Annotated in this window: 1 protein-coding gene; it reads left to right on the top strand. The window is 65.4% G+C overall.

Going from position 1 to position 555, the window contains the following annotated elements:
* Positions 1–555, top strand: a 555-nt coding sequence (locus tag D0817_RS26680; RefSeq protein WP_134737801.1) for a Mu transposase domain-containing protein, incomplete at both ends; no start/stop codon positions are given.

The following is a 555-nucleotide window of genomic DNA, read 5'->3' as shown; positions in this document are numbered from 1 at the left end:
CGTTCATGGGAGGCGTGCCCCAGCTCGTCGTGCCCGACAACGCCCGCGCCATGATCGCCGATCCGGATCGCTACGAGCCGCGCAGCAACGACAGCGTGCTCGATTTCGCACGCCACTATGGCACCTCGATCCTTCCGGCGCGGCCGTACTGCCCGCAGGACAAGGGCAAGGTCGAAGTGGCGGTCCAGATCGTCGAACGCTGGATCATGGCGTGCCTGCGTCATCGGCGCTTCGACACCGTGCATGAAGTCAACGACGCCATCGGTCCCCTGCTCAAGCGACTCAACGAGCGCCCGTTCCAGAAGCTGCCCGGCAACCGCGCCAGCATGTTCGCGGCCATCGACGCGCCGGCATTGCAGCCGCTGCCAACCCAGCGCTACGAGATCGCCCGCTTCAAGACCGTCAAGGTCCACATCGACTATCACGTCGAAGTCGATCTGCACCGTTACAGCGTGCCGCACGCCTTGGTCGGGCAGGAACTGCAAGCACGCGTCACCAGCACGACCGTCGAGCTGCTGCATCGTGGCCAGCGCGTGGCAAGCCATCCGCGCGATA

The sequence above is a fragment of the Flavobacterium cupreum genome (genome assembly GCF_003996965.1).
GTDB lineage: Bacteria > Bacteroidota > Bacteroidia > Flavobacteriales > Flavobacteriaceae > Flavobacterium > Flavobacterium cupreum.
This window is presented reverse-complemented; position numbering and strand designations above follow the sequence as displayed.